The following is a 2,418-nucleotide window of genomic DNA, read 5'->3' on the forward strand; positions in this document are numbered from 1 at the left end:
CAACCAGGCCGGCATCGAGCCCGACGCGCTGCGTCCGGCCGATGTCGATGAGACGCCGCGGCGCGGCGAGCTGCCGCGCGCCTGCGCCAATCGGCTCGCCCGCGCCAAGGCCGACGCCGCGCTGAAATCCATTCAGCTCGATGACGATCTGCGCGGCGCCTTCATCCTGGCCGCCGACACCGTGGTCGCGGTCGGCCGGCGCATCCTGCCCAAGGCCAATCTGGTCGACGAAGCCGCGCAATGCCTGCGGATGCTGTCGGGGCGCAATCATCGCGTCTACACCGCGATCTGCCTGGTGACGCCGAAGGAGACCTTTCGCCAGCGGCTGATCGAAACCCGCGTGCGCTTCAAGCGGCTCAGCGAGGACGACATCCAGGCCTATATCGGCTCCGGCGAATGGCGCGGCAAGGCCGGCGGCTATGCGGTGCAGGGCATCGCCGGATCGTTCGTCGTCAAGATGGTGGGCTCCTACAGCAACGTGGTCGGGTTGCCGCTCTACGAAGTGGTCACGCTGCTCGGCGGGGAAGGTTTTCCCGTCCGCTTCGGCTGGCTGAATGCCAGCTAAGCCGCCAGACGATGGCGGCTCCGGCAAGGCGGCCGCGAACAAGGCGGCCGTAAAACGCTGCCCGATCTGCCGCAGGCCCGCCTCCGGGCCGACGCTGCCATTTTGTTCCCCGCGCTGCCGCGACGTCGATCTGAACCGCTGGCTGAAAGGCTCCTACGTCATTCCCGCCGCCGAGGACGACGAGGACGACGCGGAATAGAGCGACATGCGCGCGTTCGCATGCGTGTGCACCTCGCCGCGGCTGGCTGGGCCGAGATGACGCACATCCCCTATCGCGGGCGGCGCGCTCGCGGTGACGACCCGACAGCGCGTGCCGATCGTGACCGAATAAGCGCGATTTCCCAGCAATTTAGCAGTGAAGGCGAAGCGGGGCCGCGCCCAGCATAGCCGTCTGTCGTCGCCCTTCGGGCTATGCCGGGCAGGCAGGCGAAGCGGGGCCGCGCCCGGCGTAGCCTTCCGTCTTCGCCCTTCGGGCTACGCCGGACAGGTCGGCGAAGCCGGGTGGACAGCGCCGCCCCGCCTGACTATAAACCGGCGCTCCCGGGCCTTGAGGCTAGGGCAGTGCCCAGGTAGCTCAGTTGGTAGAGCATGCGACTGAAAATCGCAGTGTCGGTGGTTCGATTCCGCCCCTGGGCACCATTAGGTGCCATTCAGAATAAAACGGCGAACCCTGAGCGGATTTCGTTCGCGGTTTAACCCGATGCGGCGAAGGTCAGCGGCGCTGAAAGCATTCGCGGCGGAAGGATATCTGGCCGTCCAAGCCAGGCTTCGGACGTCGCGTCGGGTAGCTATCGGTTACAAGATACTCGGTACGTGCGACTTGCATCGCTCTCACGCCGCGTCGTAAGACGCGATCTTCTTGATCTGCGGCGCGAGCACGTCTTCGGCCGTTTCGAGATCGAAGCGCGCCTGAATGTTCATCCAGAATGCGGCGCCGGTCTTGAAGAACTTGCCGAGCCGCAGCGCGGTGTCGGCCGTAACGGGCTTTTCTTCGCGCGCGATGCGTTCGATCCGGGTGCGCGGCACGTCCAGCGCGGCCGCGACCGCGTAGGGTGTCAGCTTGAGCGGAACGAGAAATTCGTCCCGCAGGATTTCGCCGGGATGAATCGGCGGAAGTTTCTTTGCCATGCGCGAACTCCTGTTCGGTGGCCACATTCGGGCCGGTCTGACTAGTGATAGCCGATTATCTCCACGTCTTCGGGACCCGGATCGGTCCATCTGAACACGATCCGCCACTGATCGTTGATGCGGATCGAGTGCTTACCCGCTAAATCGCCTTTAAGAGCTTCAAGGCGGTTGCCGGGAGGCGAGTTCAAGGCCTCAAGAAAGGCGGCGGCGTCCACCATAATCAGCTTTCGGCGAGCTACCTTGGCGAGATTTGCCGGGAAACCCTTCGGGACCATCCGGCCCTGAAGGATCGGCTCGGCAAATTTCCCCCTGAAGCTCCTGATCATGAGCAATACGTATCCCATTGGGATACGTATTGCAAAGCTTTCGTATCCCGATGAGATACCACTGGCGAATGCTTCGCGCATCACGCGGTCAGGTATGTACCAACGCCCATCCAGGACGAGCCATCCTTGCCTGGCAGGGCATGGGGTGTCTTGCGGGTCGCGGGATGATGGAGGAGTGCCGCTGATTTGCCCGACGAGTCAAATGTTTTCGCGCCATCGCTCAAGGCATCATGCCAACAACTGCTACTTTGCATGGGGTTGTTTTTCATATTTTGAGGTGGGCGCAGCCAATCCAAAGCATGATCCCGAAAAGTGCGCCTTAACCTAACCGGTCAACCTTACCTGTCCGGGTCGTTCGCGCGCGGCGCCGTTGTGGCGCCGTCTAACCGACCGTCGCAG

At 63.4% G+C, this 2,418-nt stretch carries 4 protein-coding genes and 1 tRNA gene; 3 read left to right on the plus strand and 2 right to left on the minus strand.

The window, feature by feature from the left end:
• The 3 genes from WCE35_RS18870 to WCE35_RS18880 form a co-directional block, all read left to right on the plus strand.
• Positions 1–565 (plus strand): Maf-like protein (locus WCE35_RS18870; protein WP_424594844.1); only part of this gene is annotated, 565 nt, incomplete at its 5' end.
• Positions 555–764, plus strand: coding sequence for a DNA gyrase inhibitor YacG (yacG, locus tag WCE35_RS18875; RefSeq protein WP_424594845.1), 210 nt, complete (start codon positions 555–557; stop codon positions 762–764). The genes WCE35_RS18870 and yacG, both read left to right, overlap by 11 nt.
• Positions 765–1,128: 364 nt before the next feature.
• A tRNA-Phe gene (locus WCE35_RS18880) sits at positions 1,129–1,204 on the plus strand.
• A gap of 192 nt (positions 1,205–1,396) precedes the next feature.
• On the opposite strand, the gene WCE35_RS18885 is transcribed toward WCE35_RS18880, so the two are convergent.
• On the minus strand, positions 1,397–1,693 hold the full coding sequence (locus WCE35_RS18885) for a HigA family addiction module antitoxin (RefSeq protein ID WP_424594846.1): 297 nt from the start codon (positions 1,691–1,693) through the stop codon (positions 1,397–1,399).
• Between the two features lie 41 nt (positions 1,694–1,734).
• The gene (locus tag WCE35_RS18890) at positions 1,735–2,100 is read right to left on the minus strand and encodes a type II toxin-antitoxin system RelE/ParE family toxin (protein ID WP_424594847.1); all 366 of its coding nucleotides are present in this window, start codon (positions 2,098–2,100) and stop codon (positions 1,735–1,737) included.
• Between the last annotated feature and the right edge of the window lie 318 nt (positions 2,101–2,418).

It is taken from the genome of Bradyrhizobium sp. (assembly GCF_049691595.1).
Taxonomy (GTDB): domain Bacteria; phylum Pseudomonadota; class Alphaproteobacteria; order Rhizobiales; family Xanthobacteraceae; genus Bradyrhizobium.

Excerpts from the sequence above, each read along its gene's own strand:
- WCE35_RS18885 (WP_424594846.1), bottom strand. The coding sequence starts at position 1,693 with ATGGCAAAGAAACTTCCGCCGATTCATCCCGGCGAAATCCTGCGGGAC.
- WCE35_RS18890 (WP_424594847.1), bottom strand. The coding sequence starts at position 2,100 with ATGCGCGAAGCATTCGCCAGTGGTATCTCATCGGGATACGAAAGCTTT.
- yacG (WP_424594845.1), top strand. The coding sequence starts at position 555 with ATGCCAGCTAAGCCGCCAGACGATGGCGGCTCCGGCAAGGCGGCCGCG.